At 34.6% G+C, this 18,974-nt stretch carries 14 protein-coding genes; 4 read left to right on the forward strand and 10 right to left on the reverse strand.

The genetic code is table 11. The features are described 5' to 3' along the window. Positions 1-53: 53 nt before the first annotated feature. From AKK44_RS00820 to AKK44_RS00835, 4 genes are all read left to right on the forward strand, one after another. Entirely contained in the window at positions 54-740 is a 687-nt protein-coding gene (locus AKK44_RS00820) for a phosphopantothenate--cysteine ligase (RefSeq protein WP_330218220.1), read from the forward strand. Further along, positions 733-1,281: a phosphopantothenoylcysteine decarboxylase gene (gene coaC, locus AKK44_RS00825; RefSeq protein ID WP_054278106.1), complete on the forward strand. Its 549-nt coding sequence runs from the start codon at positions 733-735 to the stop codon at positions 1,279-1,281. Before AKK44_RS00820 ends, coaC begins: the two co-directional genes overlap by 8 nt. 61 nt (positions 1,282-1,342) lie before the next feature. Continuing rightward, a complete protein-coding gene (locus AKK44_RS00830; protein ID WP_054278107.1) occupies positions 1,343-1,912 on the forward strand; it encodes an ECF transporter S component in 570 nt (189 codons plus the stop codon). A gap of 184 nt (positions 1,913-2,096) precedes the next feature. Continuing rightward, complete coding sequence (locus tag AKK44_RS00835) at positions 2,097-3,812, forward strand: phospho-sugar mutase (protein ID WP_054278108.1); 1,716 nt, start codon at positions 2,097-2,099, stop codon at positions 3,810-3,812. A 301-nt stretch (positions 3,813-4,113) separates the two neighbouring features. Here the strand turns inward: AKK44_RS00835 and AKK44_RS00840 are convergent, their stop codons facing one another. From AKK44_RS00840 to AKK44_RS00880, 10 genes are all read right to left on the reverse strand, one after another. Continuing rightward, positions 4,114-5,931: a UvrD-helicase domain-containing protein gene (locus tag AKK44_RS00840; protein WP_054278109.1), complete on the reverse strand. Its 1,818-nt coding sequence runs from the start codon at positions 5,929-5,931 to the stop codon at positions 4,114-4,116. Next, complete coding sequence (locus tag AKK44_RS00845; protein ID WP_054278152.1) at positions 5,918-8,005, reverse strand: ATP-dependent nuclease; 2,088 nt, start codon at positions 8,003-8,005, stop codon at positions 5,918-5,920. The genes AKK44_RS00840 and AKK44_RS00845 overlap by 14 nt, the downstream gene beginning before the upstream one ends. Before the next feature lie 324 nt (positions 8,006-8,329). After that, positions 8,330-9,556, reverse strand: coding sequence for a DEAD/DEAH box helicase (locus AKK44_RS08565; RefSeq protein ID WP_330218221.1), 1,227 nt, complete (start codon positions 9,554-9,556; stop codon positions 8,330-8,332). Between the two features lie 340 nt (positions 9,557-9,896). Next, positions 9,897-11,519, reverse strand: coding sequence for an AAA domain-containing protein (locus AKK44_RS08570; RefSeq protein ID WP_082385487.1), 1,623 nt, complete (start codon positions 11,517-11,519; stop codon positions 9,897-9,899). Between the two features lie 322 nt (positions 11,520-11,841). Further along, on the reverse strand, positions 11,842-12,471 hold the full coding sequence (locus AKK44_RS00855) for a putative bacteriocin export ABC transporter (protein WP_054278110.1): 630 nt from the start codon (positions 12,469-12,471) through the stop codon (positions 11,842-11,844). Between the two features lies 1 nt (position 12,472). Continuing rightward, positions 12,473-14,470: a DUF1430 domain-containing protein gene (locus AKK44_RS00860; protein WP_054278111.1), complete on the reverse strand. Its 1,998-nt coding sequence runs from the start codon at positions 14,468-14,470 to the stop codon at positions 12,473-12,475. Between the two features lie 98 nt (positions 14,471-14,568). Beyond that, complete coding sequence (locus AKK44_RS00865) at positions 14,569-14,862, reverse strand: lactococcin 972 family bacteriocin (protein WP_054278112.1); 294 nt, start codon at positions 14,860-14,862, stop codon at positions 14,569-14,571. A gap of 484 nt (positions 14,863-15,346) precedes the next feature. Next, the gene (locus tag AKK44_RS00870; protein ID WP_037595019.1) at positions 15,347-16,303 is read right to left on the reverse strand and encodes an ABC transporter permease; all 957 of its coding nucleotides are present in this window, start codon (positions 16,301-16,303) and stop codon (positions 15,347-15,349) included. Position 16,304: 1 nt separating this feature from the next. Continuing rightward, on the reverse strand, positions 16,305-17,369 hold the full coding sequence (locus AKK44_RS00875; RefSeq protein WP_054278113.1) for an ABC transporter permease: 1,065 nt from the start codon (positions 17,367-17,369) through the stop codon (positions 16,305-16,307). Next, complete coding sequence (locus tag AKK44_RS00880; RefSeq protein WP_054278114.1) at positions 17,362-18,894, reverse strand: ABC transporter ATP-binding protein; 1,533 nt, start codon at positions 18,892-18,894, stop codon at positions 17,362-17,364. The genes AKK44_RS00875 and AKK44_RS00880 overlap by 8 nt, the downstream gene beginning before the upstream one ends. Positions 18,895-18,974: the final 80 nt, after the last annotated feature.

Consider the following 18,974-nt stretch of genomic DNA (forward strand, 5'->3'; position numbering starts at 1 on the left):
ATTTTCACCTCCAATAGATTTACTATTAGCTTATTTTCTGATAAAATATGCCTATGAAACTATTAATCACATCAGGTGGAACAACTGAAACTATTGACGCTGTTCGAGGCATCACCAATCGTTCTACCGGACAACTCGGAAAAATCATTGCTGAAACCTTCTTAAAACACAACCATGAAGTAACCTTGGTAACCACAAAAGGAGCTGTTAAACCAACAATCACTGAGAACTTGACACTTCATGAGGTAACAAATGTAGACAGCTTAATGACTACTTTGGAACAATTGGTGCCAAAGCATGATGTCTTGATTCATAGCATGGCAGTTTCTGACTATACTCCAGTTTATATGACGGATTTTGAGACTGTAGTACAAACAGAATCACTCCACTCTTTCCTGACACAGGCTAACACTGAAACAAAAATTTCATCTCAGTCAGATTATCAAGTCTTGTTTTTGAAAAAGACCCCTAAAGTGATTTCATTTGTCAAAAAATGGAATCCTGATATTACCCTGGTCGGTTTTAAACTATTGGTGGATGTGAGTGATGATAAGCTCATTGCAGTTGCTAGAGAGAGCCTTTCAAAAAACAAGGCGGACTACATCTTGGCCAATGACTTAACTGAGATTAAGGATGGAAAACATCGCGCCTTACTAGTCAGTGATCAGGATGTTCTCACTGTAGACACAAAGGAAGCTATCGCGCAATTACTATATGAAAGGATAACAACCAATGACTAAACGGATTACCCTAGCAGTCTCTGGAAGTATTTCTGCCTATAAAACAGCTGACCTAACCAGCCAATTGGTTAAACGTGGTTACGAGGTAACTGTCTTGATGACCCAGGCAGCGACCGCGTTTATTACCCCCTTAACCCTTCAGGTATTGTCAAAAAACACTGTTCACTTGGATGTCATGGCAGAAGACAATGTGAAAATTGTCAATCATATCGAATTGGCGAAAAAAACAGATTTATTTATCCTAGCTCCTGCTAGTGCCAACACAATCGCTCACCTGTCCTATGGGTTTGCAGATAATATTGTAACAAGCGTTGCCTTAGCCTTACCCGAGTCAACCCCTAAGCTAATTGCTCCAGCCATGAATACTAATATGTATCTGAATCCTATTACACAGGAAAATATCAAGCGTCTAGCACCGCTAGGGTTCGTGGAAATTCCGCCAAAATCCAGTTTACTTGCATGTGGAGACACGGGCCCTGGAGCGCTAGCAGACCTTGAACATATTATTTCCTCAATTGAACAAGTGTTCCTCACACAATAACCATCACTCGCTACGTTTACTAACATAGCTTCTACATCACATTAAACTATTGGAGACCACCATGAACCGTCATAAATCATCTGAGATTTCTCGCCTTGCTATCTTTTTTGCCATCATGCTAGTGATTCATATCATCAGTAGCATCGTATTTACCATTTGGCCAGTTCCTATTAAGCCAACCCTTGTTCATATTCCTGTCATCATTGCTTCTATCATGTACGGCCCTCGTATTGGAGCGACACTTGGCGGACTCATGGGACTTATCAGTATGGTGACAAATACTATCGTTTTACTACCAACAAGTTACCTCTTTTCACCGTTTGTAGATAATGGCAATGTTGCTTCTATTATCATTGCCCTAGTGCCTCGTATTTTAATCGGTATCACTCCATATTATTGCTACCGCTTGATTCATAATAAATTTGGACTTTTATTATCTGGAATCGTAGGTTCTTTAACCAATACTTTATTTGTACTATCTGGTATTTTCTTCTTCTTTTCTTCAGTTTTTGGAGGAAATATCAAGGCACTTCTTGCAGCTGTGATTTCAACAAATGCGATTGCTGAAATGATAATCTCTGCCATTGTCGTGATTGCAATCGTCCCAAGATTATCTGCTTTCAAAAAATAAGATCATTTTCTAGGCCTAGTTGCTGTTAACTGACAGTTCCTAGGCTTTTTGATTGCACAAAAAAGAGTACTTACAGCTATTGAAAAAATTGAAAAACCTTTTGGAAACTATTGCAAAAAAATAGTGATTTTTTCTTTTCAACATGATATAATGAAAGCGGTTAAAAATATAAAAGGAGACTTGTATGACTTATAAAGAAAATTATCAAAAATGGCTGAACGTTCCCAACCTTCCAGTTTATTTAAAAGACGAACTACTCAGCATGGATGATAAAACAAAAGAAGATGCATTTTATACTAATTTAGAGTTTGGTACAGCTGGTATGCGTGGTTATATCGGTGCTGGCACTAACAGAATTAATATCTTTGTCGTTCGTCAAGCTACAGAAGGTCTAGCGAAGTTAGTCGAATCAAAAGGTGAAGCTGCTAAAAAAGCTGGTGTTGCTATTGCCTATGATTCGCGTCACTTCTCTCCAGAATTTGCATTTGAATCAGCCCAAGTGCTAGCTGCTCACGGCATCAAAGCTTATGTTTTTGAGAGCTTACGTCCAACACCAGAACTTTCCTTTGCTGTTCGTCACTTAGGTGCTTTTGCTGGAATTATGATTACGGCTAGCCACAACCCGGCACCATTTAATGGTTACAAAGTTTATGGAGCAGATGGTGGTCAGATGCCACCGGCTGATGCTGACGCATTGACGAATTATATTCGAGCTATTGATAATCCTTTTGAGATTCCTCTAGCTGATCTTGAAACAGCTAAAGCTGAAGGAATGATTGAAGTCATCGGCGAAGACATCGATGCTGCCTATCTCAAAGAAGTTAAAAAGGTTACCATTAACCAAGACCTTATCAAAAACTTTGGGCATGACATGAAGATTGTCTTCACACCGCTTCATGGAACAGGTGAAATGCTTGCTCGTCGTGCTCTTAAACAAGCAGGTTTTAACTCCGTTCAAGTGGTTGAAGAACAGGCAAAGCCTGATCCTGAATTTTCAACTGTCAAATCTCCTAACCCAGAAAGCCAAGAAGCTTTCGCCATGGCCGAAGAACTCGGACGCCAAGTGGATGCCGACGTTTTGGTTGCCACAGACCCAGATGCCGACCGCCTTGGTGTTGAGATTCGACAAGCTGATGGTAGCTACCGAAATCTTTCAGGAAATCAAATTGGTGCCTTAATTGCTAAGTATATCCTAGAAGCTCATAAACAAGCTGGCACATTACCAAAAAATGCTGCGCTTGCGAAATCTATTGTTTCTACTGAACTGGTTACCAAAATTGCGGAGAGTTACGGAGCAACCATGTTCAACGTTTTAACTGGTTTCAAATTTATCGCTGAAAAGATACAAGAGTTTGAAGAAACTGAAAACTATACTTATCTCTTTGGTTTTGAAGAAAGCTTTGGTTATTTAATCAAGCCATTTGTCCGCGATAAGGATGCTATTCAAGCTGTCTTAATGGTCGCTGAAATTGCTGCTTATTATCGCTCAAAAGGTTTAACCTTAGCTGATGGTATCGAAGAAATTTATCAAGAATATGGCTATTTCGCTGAAAAAACGATTTCTGTCACCTTATCTGGTGTTGATGGCGCAGCTGAAATCAAAAAAATCATGGATAAATTCCGTAACAATGCACCTGAAACCATCAATCAAACAGAAATTGTTCTTACTGAAGACTTCCTGAAACAAGTAGCTATTAGAAAAGAAGGTCAATCATCTCTCACCACGCCACCAAGTAACGTGTTAAAATATACCTTAGCTGATGGATCATGGTTTGCTGTTCGCCCTTCTGGTACAGAACCAAAAATCAAGTTTTATATTGCAACAGTTGGCGATACCCTAGAGGATGCTGAGGCAAAAATAACTGCTATCGAAGCTGAAATTAACGCATTTCTTGGGTAACACTTCCTTTCTAGATTAACGCACAAAAAACACTTCTGAACTTAGTAAAGTCAGAAGTGTTTTTTTATGGTCGAAAAAACTTCAAGAAAGTATAGGAGACATCAAAAGCATACTTCTTTGTTGTCTACTTCATTCAGATACAATTTTTTATCCTCATCACTGTTTTGATAACACAATTTATCAGACTCTAGTTGAGTATTTTTTGAGATATCAATAATTTCTTAAATTCAACAAGTCTATTTTTAACATTAATATCTGAAACATTTTTAACTGCTTTAAAAGATAAAACAAGACATAGCAATTAGCTTTTACAAACATCTACTAAACTAGATTGAGTCAGTAATGAATACATCTCATTAATATTTTTATTCTTTTGTTTGCGACCATCTCTAATTTTGCAATATGTAAAGATTAGGTGTTTTTTTGCTCTTGAAAGTGCGACGAAGAATGCACTTTTATCTTCTTCTGGTTGATCATTAAAATTCCAGAATGCAGAATCCTCCAAGCCTAGAAAATACACTGCCCCGTATTCTAACCCTTTGCTTTTATGGATAGTCATAATGGGAATTGAGTTTTCACCCTTGAAATTAGACACTATATCTATCCAGTCATCTTGTTTTTGAGAATATTCTTTGTATAATAACTTTGAAAATTTCTTGACAATGATATCTAGGTCACTTTTCCCATTGTATATTGAAAAGCTGGAAATAATTCTTTTATCACCTATTTTTTTAATAATACATTCAATTAAATTTAACATGCTGTCTTCATTGGGAATCGAATTTAAAATTAGAGAAGTAACATCACTAATTATATTATCAATCTCCCTGTAGTTTTTTGCCAAAGTTAATTCATCTGTAAATTCATCTATTCCATTGATATTTCCATAAAAATTACTAATATTTTCCCAAATTAAAGGATCACGTTTTCCTTGACTGCATGATATTAAATCTAATAATAGGTTACAAGTAGGGTCTTTTAAAAGCTTTTGATACTCATTTTCATTTCTTGCTTTAATCCCTTTGCCACTTAATATAGGTATCAATTTTGAACTATAATCATCAACCTTCTGTTTTGCTAGGATACAAATTCCTGATGGTCGTATACCTCCTTGAATTTTTGATTCAATATCATCTGCAATTGACTTAGCTTCAGAAATTTCATTGTCAAATTCAAATAATGTTATCTCACCCTCTTGAAATTCTGAATAATCATTTATCTGAAAAATATTGGTATTTTTATTTAAGATTTGATCAACCTCTTTTTGAAATTCTACCAGTTTAAGTACAGAGCGGTGATTCATCAATAATTGATATTTATTTGAATTAAAGTCTCGAATATAGTCTGGAAAAATATCAGGCTTTGCACCTGCCCATCTCATAATGGCTTGCTTATTATCTCCAACTGCAGTCAATTTGCAAGACGAACCTAAAAAACAAGTTTTTAATAAATTATACTGGGCATATGTCGTATCCTGAAATTCATCTAGAAATACAAAATTGTATGTCATTTGAAGTGCTTTACGAATATATTCGTTTTTATCTATTATACGAGTAGCTAACTTAGTTATTTGTCTATAAAAAAGAACTGGCTTATTACACTGAGTACCCTTTAACAGATCATTTTTTATAGTTGAATCATTCTCACTCAAAACAATACTTTCTGCAGTATCCTTAATCCTATTCATCCCCATTCCAGTAGTATTGAATCCGTTTCTGTCAAGAACTTCTTTTATGACTTCCATTTCTTCAATCATATAGTCCTTCGAAGGTCTTATCTCCTCAGGAAGAACATCTCTAAATTGGTCTAAAATTCGCTTTTCAAAAGCCGAATAGGTAAAAGAGGTAAAACGAGAAGCATATTCATCGCCATAACGTCTCTTAACTCTTTCTTTCAAATTTGATGCAGCATCTGTTTTGAAACTTAATGCTAGAATTTTTTTCGGAGAAACGCATTTATTTGTAGAAAATAGATAGTCTAACTTTTGAGCTAGTAATTCAGTTTTTCCCGCACCTGGTCCAGCAATGACTAGACAGTTATCCACATCTTTGATGGCTCCTAATGCAGCATCTTCTAAATTGATATCTCCTTTAGGAAACCACTCTTCACTCTTTATCATGTTCAATATCTCCAAGTAATTCTTCAGCACGTTTAACCATTTTTTCAAATACAGGAGGTAGATTTGTTGTTAATTCATCATCACTAATAGATGATAATAATTGCATGTGAGTTGTTGGCTTTCCTCTACCTAAAAAGAAATATTGATACCAAATCATAAGTTCCTTTTCCTCTTCAGTAAAACTATCTCCTGAACCACTCTTATCTTTTAAAGTAGCTCTTCTTGCTTCTTCTATACGTTTTTTGAGACCTTCTAACTGCAATTTATCAATACAATCCAAATCAGTTAATTTTACTTTTTTATTATTCCCATCTGAATCAGCATATGAAACGACTGGTCCTTCTTTCAAAGATAACGTACCCAGATAACGTTCCTTATAATGTTGTAACATCAAGAAATCAATATCAAGAGGTGCAGAAAAGAATATATTGAATTTTTCTAAATGATTTATCCAAGATAACAATGATTGTGAGAAGATATCACATATCTTCCAAGAACTAATTCTATCAATGTCTTCATCTTTCAATATTCTACCACCTTTCAATTTCACTAAATCACTACGCTCAATACCTATTTCTAGTAACTGTTGGATAACATATTTTACTCTTCCCCAGCCACCTCCATATCTTTCGTTATCAAAATCTAATAATGTGATATGAGGAATTCTGAGAGAATTCAATAATTTCCAAAAATGATTGACATGTCTGCCCCCTAGAGGGACAATTGAAATCTGAGAGCTATCAATCTCTTTACCAAGTAAATCAAAAAACTTTGGTAATAGCAGTTCCTCGCTGTCACCTTCACCTAGAACTACTAACTTCGCAAAATATAGTTCAGGATAAGCTTGAATTGCTCCCTTAATATATTTATAAGATTCACCTATGGCTTGAGGTAGCTGTATATCAGAAACAATGGTTTGAAGAACTCTGCCATTATTTTCAATTCTTAAATACCTCAAATCTTCTGGGTCAATTCTTTTTACAATAGCTGGAGAATGTGAAGTTAAAATTACTTGAGAATTGTCATTATTGCTTAATTGTTTAAACCTTTTTACCAGTTTTCCAATGTGATGTGGAGCAATATGATTTTCTGGTTCCTCTATTGCTAAGATCGTTAGTATTGGAGGTATCAGCTTAAATCTTGGATTATTAGAATTTTCTTCACGATTTTTTGTAATCTTTAACTCAATATCAAGTATCGAATTAACGAGTGAAAAATAAAAAATAGATCTCAGTCCATCTCCTAAATCTGAAACTGTAAATGCTTCTTCAGTGGTCGTTGGTGAAAATTTTAAGCCAATCTGTCTGAGGGCTGCCGCCATCTCAGAAGAATTAATAGTCAACTCTGCCTGAGAAAAATGATTATCTTGATGATATCTTTCCCATGATTTCTGAATCTCTTGGTTGATCTGAGTTAATGCTCCATTTTCAGATAAAAAAGTATTATTCAACTCATCAATTTTATCTGTAATTTTATTTATCTCATTCTCAGTCCAATTTATACTATTTACAAGCTTACTTAACATACTACCTGAAGCATTACTCAGCTCCTTCTCAGGTGTTCTTGAAGCTGGTACATAAAGTACCCTAATTTTATCCAAATCCTTTCTAGGAGCACGATGCTTGTCTTCATCTCTAATAATATCTTCATCAGATGAAATATAATAAATTTGAGTATCAACACTTCCTTCAACCGTTCCATCATCTTCCCAAGAAGATTCTAACCTGATTCGTAGAAAAGGTTTTGTATCATCTTGAGAAACTGTAAAGTGTTCGAAAAACAATGGGATAGCTGGTCCACCGACAGTTCCATCAAGCTCATCAAACTCAAAAATAGTTTCTATAAAAAGAGTTCTAGTATTTTCGCCAGGGCTTGATCCCTTTGGTAGATGAAAATCATGTTTTCGAATTATTCTATCACTTTGTTTGTCTGAAAACAGCTTACTCAATGCTTGTAATAAAGTTGTTTTTCCCGAACTATTATTCCCAATTAATACAGTTTGATCGTTGAATCTAATAACTTGACTTTCTCCAAACGATCTAAAATTATTAATAATTATTTTTGTTAATTTCATTTCTTCTCCCATTTCCTAAAATAATTTATTTACTCACATCTTTCTCTACTTAAGTATTTCCTCCACCTTACTCATTGTCCAAAGAGATTTTTTAAAAATCATTTTCTACGGATTTTCATCTATATCAGAATCAAAAAATTCTCTCCTTTTGATAAATTTAAATATAAGCATAGAGTTATTACTTATAACTCTCGTAGATTAAATGATGTGTTCAACCATTCTTTCCACAAATAATATTAGATAAGAAGTTGTACATTTTAAGAAGTTACTTTAACTAAACACCATTGATACCATTAAGCAACTATACATAACTAACTTACATTCTTAGTTTTGCAAATTAAAATTTTTAATCACCTTAAGTGTCTTATCTATTACATCGCTTTTTAAACCAGAATACAATGTCTTGTCACCAATAATATAAAATTCTTCTTTAGCTCGTGTGGCTGCAACATTCATAATATTGGGATGATTAGTTCCCATTGCCCAATTAGCAGCTCCTTTGCTTGTATTGTCTGCTCCTAAAACTAAAAACACAATTGGAGCTTCTTTGCCTTGAAATGTATGTACAGTTCCTACATTAGTTGGTTTTTTATTAGCACCAAAACGGGTAAACTTTATGTCTTTATCATTTAATATATTAGCTAAACGGTTAGCAACATTCTTAAAAGGTGAAATAACATAAATGAGATCCTTCTTCGTTTTATCTACAATATCAGGATTTTCACTTATCATTTCTTTAATTTTCTCTTTGAGAAATTTAGCCTGTTCATTAACATATTTGTCAGTTGCAAATCCGGGAATATCAATCCATTGAGAATGACCATTTTTATTTATACCTTGAACCATATTGCCTCCATAAGAAATAGCATTAGAGATATCAAACATTGGATGTTGACATCTTCTATGTACCCATAGAGGAATTCCAATCCAATCTTCTTTGTTGCTATCTTTATAAAAACCATATTGGCTGACAGCATCAAGCATAGTTTGCGTTGATGAATTCTCTGATAGATACTTTTGAGAAATACCATAATAGTCAATTAAAAAGTTTAAAACACCAGAGTCTAAAGTTAAAACAGGTTTTATCTGAGAGGGATCGCCTACAGCCATAACATATCTACTTCTAAAAATGGCCCCTACACTTGCTTGAGGTAATGCCTGACCTGCCTCATCAATAAACAAATGACCTATAGTCTCTTTATCCAAATTGGCAAACATCCTTGAAAAACTTGCAAAAGTTGACCCAATAACAGGAATAACCATGTTAATCCAGTTCCAAGCTTCAAAAATAACAATTTTATTATCTAAGTGATTCTTCTGCTTTTTCCAAATTCTTCGTGCAGCTTTTATATTTTTAAGATTGTCATATAAAAATTGTTTTCTGACCCTTAATGCTGTAATAAACAATTTAGATTGAAGTATTCTGTATTCTTCATCAAACCATGGATTACTTAGCTGTAAAGAATCATAAGTCTGATTAAAATCTAATGGATTAGCATCTACCTTGTCTATTTTCTGTTCAGATTGTAAAATACTGGTTTCTATTTGCAAAAGATTATTTTCTTCTTTTCGTTGCCAATTTTGATAAGAGTTAAAGTTTTTCTCTATTTGTTGTTGATTTTTCTCTATATCCTGTTTTTGTTTTTCAATGTTTTTATTAATTTTTGATATTTTTCCTTTAGTTTCTCTTTCTCTGAAAATAACTTCTTGAAGTTGATTTGAATAGGTTTCTAGCTTTTCTTTAAAGTTTTTTTGATTTTTCTTCTAGAAAAGAAACCTGGTTTTTGTAAATTTAAAGCAACTATACTCTGATTTATGCTATCATTTTTTTCCTTCAACTCTTTGGATTCTTGCAAAAGTTCTTGTGCTTGCTTTTGAAGTTTATAAAGTTCTAACTGCTTTTGTGCAACTGTCTCCTCATTTTTTTGTTTTCAGCCTTTAATGACTCTTTTTTATCAAGTAATTCTTCTGAAAAAGTTGCTTTTTCAATAGCGAATTTCTCTCTCAGAGCATTTAAATTGGATATTTCTTCGTAAATTTTTTGCTTTTTATCCCTATATGATGCTAGTTCATCATATCGCCTTTTAAAAACATCATAAATCTTATCATCTGACTGATATGCCATTTCTAAATCATTGATAACATGCTTTAAAACAGTGTTAATGTGGGTAAGATTTTCTTTTTTACCACCTTCAATTGACATTAAACCCCAGAATTTTTCCGTTTCTAGATTAGCTTCTCGTTCCAATTTCTCATATGTTTTACCATTACTAGTCTTAGACCATTCTGACGAAATTTTTGAGTTTATAATTTCTTTAAAATAATCTACTTCTTTAATATCAGTTTGAAATGCTTTATCAATTTCAGACAAAAGTGGGAGTTCATTCACAATATTTTGAATTGCTCCATTATTTGAACTAGTAATTACTATTCCATTTTTTGCTATCGCGTCAGGCATTATCCCAATTGAAGCATTATCCCAATATTTTGTTTTATGTGTTCCTTGGAGATACTTATTTGGCAAAACAGAGATATCAAGTGCCTGTTCTACAATCAATTGAGCAAAAATATCGCGTAATAAGGTTGTTTTTCCTGTTCCAGGTGGTCCATTGACGCTTCTCATTTGTTGATCGTCATATCCATTTGCCAAATTCACCGCTACTTGTTGCATTAATGAAAGATTATATTTTGTTTTACTGGGATACCTACCAGAGGGATAATTACGAGGTTGCAAGATTGCATCAAATACTTTCGGATTAAATTCACTTGATTCTTTTCTACTGTTCAAATCAATACGATTTCGTGATGCCCCCAAGATATAATGATTTAAATTTTCGGTTTCTATTTTTTTAGCTGTTTCTAAATCATTAATAAAAAAAGAATGTAAATTAGTAGCATCCGTTTCCAAATTTTCCAATACTTTCATGTAACATTTGTCTATACTAATATCATTTCTTATCAAAAACTTTGACATGGCTTCATTAAATTGAGTGATAATATCAGTTTCATCACTCTCAGGAAATCGAAATAACTCATCTACACTCTTTTTAAATTCTTCTTCAAATTGATGAAAGTCTAATTCCCTTGGAATTTTTTCAAAATGTCTAATATAATAGCTTGCTGATAAGAATGTTTTATCGCTAATTAGTTGAAGATTCTTATCGAAGTATAGGGCAAAGGAAAATTTATTGCTTACCACTATATTCTGGTCTGCTTTTTGTAATCGATGTTTTTTTCTAAATAAATCAAGGATCTCGTTAAAATTAAAAATGTCAAAATAAATAACAATTCCTTCTTTTTCCTTCTTTTTATTCTCATTATTTTTAACACAATGACCACATTTTTTTATTTCATTATTTAATAATTTATAATAGTTGTCATTCTCAAGTTCTGTAAAGGATATTATTTTTTTATCATTTATATTTATATTACCTTCTGAAATATGTTCTACCATAATCCAAGATTCCAAGATATCAGTTTTTAGACTCATGTTTTCTATTCCTTTTCTAATCATCAACAATATAGCTATTTCCTTGAAATTTCCTTTGTTCAATTCTATGAATGGTTATCATGTTCTTACTATTTTTTTATCAACTAAAGTGAATTTTAGACAGTATAAAACGATCTGAGTTTTAACAACTCATAAAAATTAAATTTTTATGTTTCTTTATCTGTTTTTATTGTAACATTATTACCCACTACAATTGACAATGAACCTAAAAAGCTAAAAACTGACCACGATAATTCATGAACGGTTGAAACCTTTTAAAATCCTTTCACTAATGCAACAATAATCATATTCTTATTGTTAAACATGTAATAGTATCTACTGCCATTCACAAGTTATCCATGGTAATAATCTCATCTGCCATTACCCAAATGGATGGATTATGAGTGGCAATAATAATGAGTCTATTTTCATTTCTCAATGAGAGAAGAATGTCCATAATAACTTTAGCAGTCTCAGGGTCAATTGATGCTGTCGGTTCATCTGCTAAGATAAACGAAGGATCCTTGAGAATAACCTTAGCCAAGGCAACACGCTGTGATTCACCTCCAGATAACTCAAAAATTTTCTTGTTCAGACTGAGATAAGACAAGCCAACACGCTCTAGGGCTTCTTTCTCTTTCTTGTGCTGTTCAGCCTTACTTAGTTTGTGACCAATGAGACCTAGCTTTAGATTTTCTTCTATGGTCTGACTTTCCATCAGACCAAAATTTTGAAACAAATAACCCAACTCATGACGGAAAAAGTCACCAGGTTTATATTTGCTCAAATCCTTATCACGAAAAAAGATAGTGCCATCATAACTTTCAAGTTTACCCATCATGTTCATAAGCGTTGTTTTGCCACTACCACTTGAACCTATCAAGGCATAGACCTTACCAGTTTCAAAAGTCATGGAAAGATTTGAAAATAAGACACGTTCACCAAACTGTTTGCCAACCTTTTCTAATCGAATCATCTTAGGCTCCTTTCAAAATAAGCATTGACATTTGATTTTCCTTCTTCATTTGTAGAGAGAGTTGTATCACAGAAATGCCAACAAACAATAACAGTACCAAGAAAGCAATCATGATATTCGTTGCTAGAAAAACACTTCCAAGAAAACCAAGCAAGAAAACAACTATTTGTGCTAATAGATAGTTTTTATGAATTTCTAAGAAACGAAGGCCTGCTATACGTTTAATCAAGATATCTCGTCTAAATTCTTCAAAATACAGTTGATTCATTGTATGAAAGAGCAAAATAGATGTTAAAATGCCTAATATTGCTCCAGCAGTCATTAACCAAACCTCTCTTTGCATATTATCTAATAAGGTTTGATGGATATGATAACCTGTCTGAAGTTCAGAAATCCAGTTTTTAAGTCCATGTTCTGCAATCAAAGATTTAGTGTCTCCTAAATTATCAAAAAAGAAATAGGACTGTAGTGATTCCTCCCAGAAAGAGTAAGATTGTTGACCGGTTGAATGAGGTGTTAAAACAATGATAATCGGATCACTAAGAAACTGTTGGTACGATAGAGGAGTTGTGTTATAGACGAATCGCTGATGTCCACTTTCCACATAAGAAACTGTTGCTTGCATTTCTTGACGACTATCCTCACTAGCCATCAAATTAGTGATTTGGTCTTCAAAGACTGTTTTATAATGAGTTTCATCTGGACGAAGCTTATCAGGTAATAAAAGGACAAACTCACCAACATCTAATTGATTGATTTTCTTTTCAATTTCAGGCGCCACTGGGATATCTTGCCGTTTTAAATAGTTGGGAGTAACAATCACGACATTGCCTTCAGGTTCATAATTCTCATGAAAGGATGAAACGGCGTGACTACTTTGCATTCCTTGTTCAACGAGATAGTGTCTGGAAAGAATGGCGCTTTGTTCTTCAACTGCTTGATCAATCACTTGGAACCAAGTTTTCTTTTTTTCAACCGTTTCTTCGTCATAGCTTATCGAAGCTGCCTGACGCCCAAAACTCAAGGCGACTAACTGATTTTCTTTTTGCCAAATCTCATGTCCTTTATCTTGTTGTTGAAAAGCTTGTGAATAAATCAGTGTTCGACTAACACCAATAGAAACAATGATGACCGCTAAAAGTTGACCGATTAAAATCAGGCTTATAATCCCTCTGACCGGAATTTGTCCCTTGATAACCTGCATCAAGTGGACTTTTTTAATCCCGACAGCAAATAAACTGGTGAAAAACAAGGAAATAGCCAGCAATAGCAGATTATAGAGAACTAGACTAGCGCCAATACTATAAAAGACAATCAAAGGAATTGAAACCACTATTTTTAGGCTAATGACTAAAATAAAACTAGCTACTAGACCTATCAAGGCATTAATCAGGTCTTGACCAAATGGTCTCACAAAAATTCGCCAGCATCTTTCACCAGAAATCAAACGAATACCAGCTGTCCTTAACGCACGAATTTGACTAATTAAACTAAGTGCTCCAAAGGTTAAGAAGAAAATCAATAATCCGATTAGTTGAAAACCATTACCTAGTGTAGAAGCTAACCGAGTGAAAAAAGAGGGATTAGTCAAATAAATTCTCGTCAATCCTACATCATTTAATTCTGTTCTTAACAAATCCAAGTCCAAATGACCATTAAAGATAAAATAGTTAGTCAAAGTACTACTATTTTTAGAATCTCCCAGTGATTTTTCAGTAAGCCCTCTTGGTAATTTTCCAGTCCCAAATTTTGTATAAGAAAAGACTGCTTTTCCGTCTGGTCCAGTTTCTTGATGCTGAATAGCAATAAGACTATCTGTTTCTTGTGCCAGTCTTTCTAAACGTTCAGCAACCTCATCAAAAGTAACATCAGATGAAGCATCCATTACCGCAACACTAGGATAATAATAAGAAACATAAGTATCCGACCAGATGGTAATGACCCACACTAAAAAGAGACTAACAAGTAAATTAGATAAAAGGATAAAAACTCTTTTCATAAAGTCCTCTCATTCTGAAAGCGGGCGGGACCAAGCCCGCCCACTTTTTATATACTTTTCTTTATTTAATAGTACTACGATAACTTACTAGGGTTTTATCATCCTGCATCAAATACAACATTTTCACCTAAAGCTGTATTAATAAAAGCATAAGATGTTCTGGCTGCGACAGTAAAAGCAGTTTGTTGTCTGTTTCGTGTTGTACTTCCGACATAAGACCAATGATTTTTTGAACGGTGGTAATAATTTGAAATTGTTACCCAATTATTTGGATCATGGTGACCGCCATAAGTCCACTCAGCGCCACGATGAGATACAGCTAAGACAGGAAGCGCTATAGAAAATACTAAGATAGCAAGAGTTGTTCCAATTATTATTTTAATTTTTAACATCGGATATTTCTTTTCTTATATAAAAAATACCTATTTATAATATTTAACATTTGTTTGAGAACTTGAAATAAGTAGAACTTTATTTAAAACTGTTCGAAAAATCAACAATAATTAAAACCTCATTTTTAAACAAATTATAATATTATAATAAGCACACGTCAAGCATTTATACACCAAATATTTGGGGAATTTTCTAATATTATATAAAAACTCAAAAAAGAAAAAATACTATAGATTTTTTTGTTAAATTATTCTAGTTCATACTATCATTTAGTTTTTTTCCTGTTTAAATGGCTCTACACCTCTCTCTAATTGTCCTTCTCTTTGCATAATGACCTTCTGAAAATAAAAAACGAGAACACATATCAAAATGTTCTCGTTTACTTTAAACTATCTAATTTTTGTATCTTCCATAGACAGGCGAAATAAAAATATTCACCTCTCTCCTTTTTGGAGAGTAGATTCGCTGCTTTGTTAATGTGTCTTATTTTGATTTGATGTAATTAATACCATCAGCCTTAGGAGCAACGGCTTTTCCAAAGAAGGCTGCTAAAATCATAATAGTAAACAGATATGGTGCAATCTGCAAATAAACAGTAGGAATTTTTTCCAATAACGGTAGCTGACCGCCAATAACTGCTAAACTTTGTGACAAGCCAAAGAATAAGCTTGATAGCATCGCACCAACTGGATTCCATTTTCCGAAAATCATTGCTGCCAAGGCGATGAATCCTGGTCCTAATATAGTGGTAACGGCAAAGTTAACAGAAATTGATTGTGCATAAATGGCACCACCAATCCCACCTAGGAGACCTGAAATCATAACCCCATAATATTTCATCAAGTAAACATTAATACCAAGCGTATCTGCTGCTTGTGGGTGTTCGCCGACAGAGCGCAAACGCAAGCCAAATCTTGTCTTATATAGAATGAACCAAGCTAAGAAAGAGAAAGCCACAGCTAAGTATCCAATTAATGTGGTATTTCTAAAGAAGATGTCTCCAATAATTGGAATTTTTGACAAAATCGGAAAATCAAATTTACCAAAAGACTGTTGGATATTGTCTGTCTGACCTTTAGCATAGATAACTTTAACTAAGAACACAGCTAAAGATGGAGCCAAAAGGTTAAGAACCGTTCCACTAACAATATGGTCAGCTCTAAAATTGATTGTCGCTACAGCATGAATCAAAGAAAAGAGTAAACCAACAATCCCACCGACTAGAACAGCAATCCAAGGAGTTGCTTTTCCAAAGGTTTCTGCAAATTCCAAGTTAAAGACAATCCCTGAAAAAGCTCCCATTACCATAATACCTTCTAGACCAACGTTAACAACTCCTGAACGTTCAGAAAAGGTACCACCAATACTTGTGAAGATCAATGGAGTGGCATAAATAAGCATTGAAGAAACCAATAATCCAAAAATAGTTACTAAACTCATCTTATTTACCACCTTTCGTAAGCTTTTTAGGTTTAATCATGTAACGTTCAATAAGGTAATGAGAACCTACAAAGAAAATAATAGAAGCAGTCACGACTTTAACCAACTCAGGTGGAATACCAGCAATATTCATTCCTGGAGCACCAATGTTTAAGACTCCAAATAGGAATGATGAAAAGAAAATGCCGATAGGTGAATTAGCAGCTAATAAACTAACAGCCATCCCATCAAAACCAACAGCTAGTGAACTTCCCTGTACAAAGACATTTTCAAATGTCCCGAGTCCTTCAACCACACCTCCAAGACCTGCTAAAGCTCCTGAAATAATCATTGATAAAATAATGGTACGTTTAGATGACATCCCCGCATATTCTGAAGCATGAGGGTTCAAACCTACTGATCGAATCTCAAAACCTAATGTTGTTTTGTTTAATAAGAACCAGATAGCTGCAATGGCAATAATGGCAAAGAAAATGCCGATATTTAAACGTGAATTATTCGTCAGATCAGATAACCATTGACTCTGATAAGTCGCATTATCACCAACTTGTATTGTTGAGTCAATACTTTGTTTCACATGATCAGGATAGCCTTTTTGAATAATGGCATTACCAATGTATAAGATGATATAGTTCATCATGATGGTGACAATAACTTCACTTGTCCCTAGATAAGCTCTAAGGATTCCCGGAACAGCTCCCACGATACCGCCTGCGATCATACCAATCAAAATAGTCATAATAATCATCATTGGACGAGGCATATCAGGGTTGATAAGTGCAAACCAACCTGCAGCAATCCAACCCGCTAACGCTTGACCAGATAATCCGATGTTAAAGAAACCTGCTCGACTGGCAACTGTAAAGCCAAGGGCAATTAGAATAAGTGGTCCCATGGCTCTAAAAATTTCACCAATATTTTTGATGCTTCCAAAAGCAATTTGGAATAAACCTTCGTATCCCCAAATTGGGTCATAACCAAAGATAAACATGATAAGAGCGCCTAGTAAAAATCCTAGTAGAACCGAAATTACTGGCACTGCAATTTTTTGTGCTTTTTTAGACATGACTTTCCTCCTTGTCCACTGAGCCACCTGCCATCAAAATACCCAATTCTTGCTTATTGGTATTTTCTGGTAAAACGATTCCTTGAATCTTACCATCATGGATAACTGCTATACGATCAGATAAATTCAAGATTTCATCAAGCTCAAAGCTCACAACAAGAATTGCCTTGCCTTTGTCACGTTCTTCAATCAAGCGTCTATGGATGTACTCGATAGCACCAACATCCAATCCACGAGTCGGTTGGCTAACAATCAGTAGGTCTGGGTTACGATCAACTTCTCGAGCAATAATTGCTTTTTGCTGGTTACCACCTGAAAAACCTCGAGCGGGAACCAGTTCATTTGCGCCACGCACATCAAATTCCGTCATCAGTTGACGAGCATAGTCATTGATATTGCTATAGTTTAAAATCCCATTTTTGCTCAGTGGTTCTTTATAATAGGTTTGTAGCGCAATGTTCTCTGCTAAGGACAAATCGAGAACTAAACCATCCCTGTGTCTATCCTCAGGCACGTGTCCAACAGATAATTCTGTGATTTTACGAGAGGTTAGAGGGGTCACTTCCTTGCCTTTGATATTAATGGAACCTGATTTGACTTTACGCAAACCAGTAATGGCTTGGATCAGTTCTGATTGCCCATTACCATCAATACCAGCGATGCCGACAATTTCACCAGCTCTAACATCAAGAGATAAGTTTTTAACGGCTAAGACACCACGATTCTCTGCTACTTCTAAATCTTTTATAGAGAGAACAACTTCTTTTGGCTCAGCCGCTTTTTTAGCAGTGGTAAAGGATACTGAACGTCCCACCATCATTTCAGCCAAGTCTTGCGAGCTTGCTCCTGCAACATCAACAGTTTCGATGCTCTTACCGCGACGGATAACGGTCACTCTATCAGCTACTGCTCTGATTTCATCCAGTTTGTGAGTGATTAAAATGATCGATTTACCTTCTTTGACAAGGTTGCGCATAATATTCATTAACTCTTGAATTTCTGACGGTGTCAACACTGCTGTTGGCTCATCAAAAATCAGGATATCCGCACCACGATAAAGGGTCTTTAAGATTTCAACCCGCTGTTGTGCTCCAACTGAAATATCAGCTACTTTTGCAGAAGGGTCTACAAACAAGCCATATTTTTCAGAAAGCTCTTTAATATCTTGACTTGCTTGTTTTAAGTCAAGGCAACCATTTTTAACGACTTCATTTCCCAAAATAATATTTTCGGCAACAGTAAATGCTTCAACCAACATAAAATGTTGGTGAACCATCCCAATACCTAATCGTGCAGATTTTGACGGAGAATCAATCGCAACAGATTTCCCATTAATAACAATTTCCCCACTAGTCGGCTCTAAAAGACCCGCTAGCATGTTCATCAACGTCGACTTACCAGCACCATTTTCTCCCAATAGTGCATGGATTTCGCCTTTTTTGACATTTAAATTAATATGGTCATTTGCAATAAAATCACCAAATTTTTTCGTGATTTCTTTCATTTCAATGACATGCTGTGTCATAAGGTAATTTTCCTTTCAATATCAATCTTTTACTTCAGTAAAGCTTGTCATGTGTCACAAGCTTTACTGAGATAAAAGTT

This window comes from Streptococcus phocae, from assembly GCF_001302265.1.
GTDB lineage: Bacteria > Bacillota > Bacilli > Lactobacillales > Streptococcaceae > Streptococcus > Streptococcus phocae.

Coding starts and splice junctions, on each gene's coding strand:
- AKK44_RS00880 (WP_054278114.1), bottom strand. CDS start 18,894: ATGACACAGCATGTCATTGAAATGAAAGAAATCACGAAAAAATTTGGT.
- AKK44_RS00830 (WP_054278107.1), top strand. CDS start 1,343: ATGAACCGTCATAAATCATCTGAGATTTCTCGCCTTGCTATCTTTTTT.
- AKK44_RS00820 (WP_330218220.1), top strand. CDS start 54: ATGAAACTATTAATCACATCAGGTGGAACAACTGAAACTATTGACGCT.
- AKK44_RS00865 (WP_054278112.1), bottom strand. CDS start 14,862: ATGTTAAAAATTAAAATAATAATTGGAACAACTCTTGCTATCTTAGTA.
- AKK44_RS00840 (WP_054278109.1), bottom strand. CDS start 5,931: ATGATAAAGAGTGAAGAGTGGTTTCCTAAAGGAGATATCAATTTAGAA.
- AKK44_RS00855 (WP_054278110.1), bottom strand. CDS start 12,471: ATGATTCGATTAGAAAAGGTTGGCAAACAGTTTGGTGAACGTGTCTTA.
- AKK44_RS00870 (WP_037595019.1), bottom strand. CDS start 16,303: ATGAGTTTAGTAACTATTTTTGGATTATTGGTTTCTTCAATGCTTATT.
- AKK44_RS08570 (WP_082385487.1), bottom strand. CDS start 11,519: ATGATTAGAAAAGGAATAGAAAACATGAGTCTAAAAACTGATATCTTG.
- coaC (WP_054278106.1), top strand. CDS start 733: ATGACTAAACGGATTACCCTAGCAGTCTCTGGAAGTATTTCTGCCTAT.
- AKK44_RS00845 (WP_054278152.1), bottom strand. CDS start 8,005: ATGAAATTAACAAAAATAATTATTAATAATTTTAGATCGTTTGGAGAA.
- AKK44_RS00875 (WP_054278113.1), bottom strand. CDS start 17,369: ATGTCTAAAAAAGCACAAAAAATTGCAGTGCCAGTAATTTCGGTTCTA.
- AKK44_RS00835 (WP_054278108.1), top strand. CDS start 2,097: ATGACTTATAAAGAAAATTATCAAAAATGGCTGAACGTTCCCAACCTT.
- AKK44_RS00860 (WP_054278111.1), bottom strand. CDS start 14,470: ATGAAAAGAGTTTTTATCCTTTTATCTAATTTACTTGTTAGTCTCTTT.